Raw genomic sequence first — 826 nt, forward strand, 5'->3', positions numbered from 1 at the left:
ATTATAATTTGCTATTAGTATCTTTTTAAAAATATTTACAATTATTTTAATAGGTTATGCAAGAAGTCTATTGTATAGTCAGGAAACCGTTCAATTAAAATTAATAACTAAATATTAGAAATTTGAAAATCATAATAACCTTGTTTTTGTAGTTCATTTTCAATTTGCTGTGTAAATGCTTTGTTAATAAAACCTAAATAACGAAAAAGTAATCCACCACATATTTCATTTTCTACTTGCATTTTTTCCAGAATAATCCTCCTCCTTCTCATTAATTTTTCTATATTTTTTATCTTTTTTTATCTTAACATAGAATAAATTAATGTTAAGTATTTAACAAAGATAAATAAAAAATGTATTTAAAATAAATACACTTTTTTGCTTTTAACGTTCTAAATCATGAATTGGATTATTATTAGTTAAAAATTCAATTTCAAAAATAATATTTTTGGAAGTTAATTTGCCTTTTTTCTCATCATTTACGCGAAAAGCATAATTTTGATAAACAAATTCTTTAATTTTATTTTCTGATTTTGTTAAATCATATCCTGTTTCCTTAACAAATCATTGATATAATGTTTTACCTGTACTTTCTGGTGGTGCTGCTAAATGCAAATATTTTTGAAATACTTTTTTAATCGAAGTACTACCATGAATTCAAAGCATATGGTGACCAATTTCTTTTACTTGCCCAGTTTCATCATCTCACCAAAAATTAAAATAGTTAAACCAATAACTCCTGTTGCTACTCATGTTGCTGTTTCAGCATTGATATAGACTTCTTGCATAACCTATTAAAATAATTGTAAATATTTTTAAAAAGATA

Annotated in this window: 2 protein-coding genes; both read right to left on the reverse strand. The window is 23.4% G+C overall.

What is annotated here, in order from left to right:
• Positions 1-107: 107 nt before the first annotated feature.
• A complete protein-coding gene (locus tag BST80_RS05290; RefSeq protein ID WP_415746285.1) occupies positions 108-242 on the reverse strand; it encodes a hypothetical protein in 135 nt (44 codons plus the stop codon).
• 142 nt (positions 243-384) lie between these two features.
• A complete protein-coding gene (locus BST80_RS05295) occupies positions 385-666 on the reverse strand; it encodes a hypothetical protein (RefSeq protein WP_415746286.1) in 282 nt (93 codons plus the stop codon).
• Positions 667-826: the final 160 nt, after the last annotated feature.

It is taken from the genome of Spiroplasma sp. Moj, from assembly GCF_016082285.1.
Lineage (GTDB): Bacteria > Bacillota_I > Bacilli_A > Mycoplasmatales > Mycoplasmataceae > Spiroplasma > Spiroplasma phoeniceum.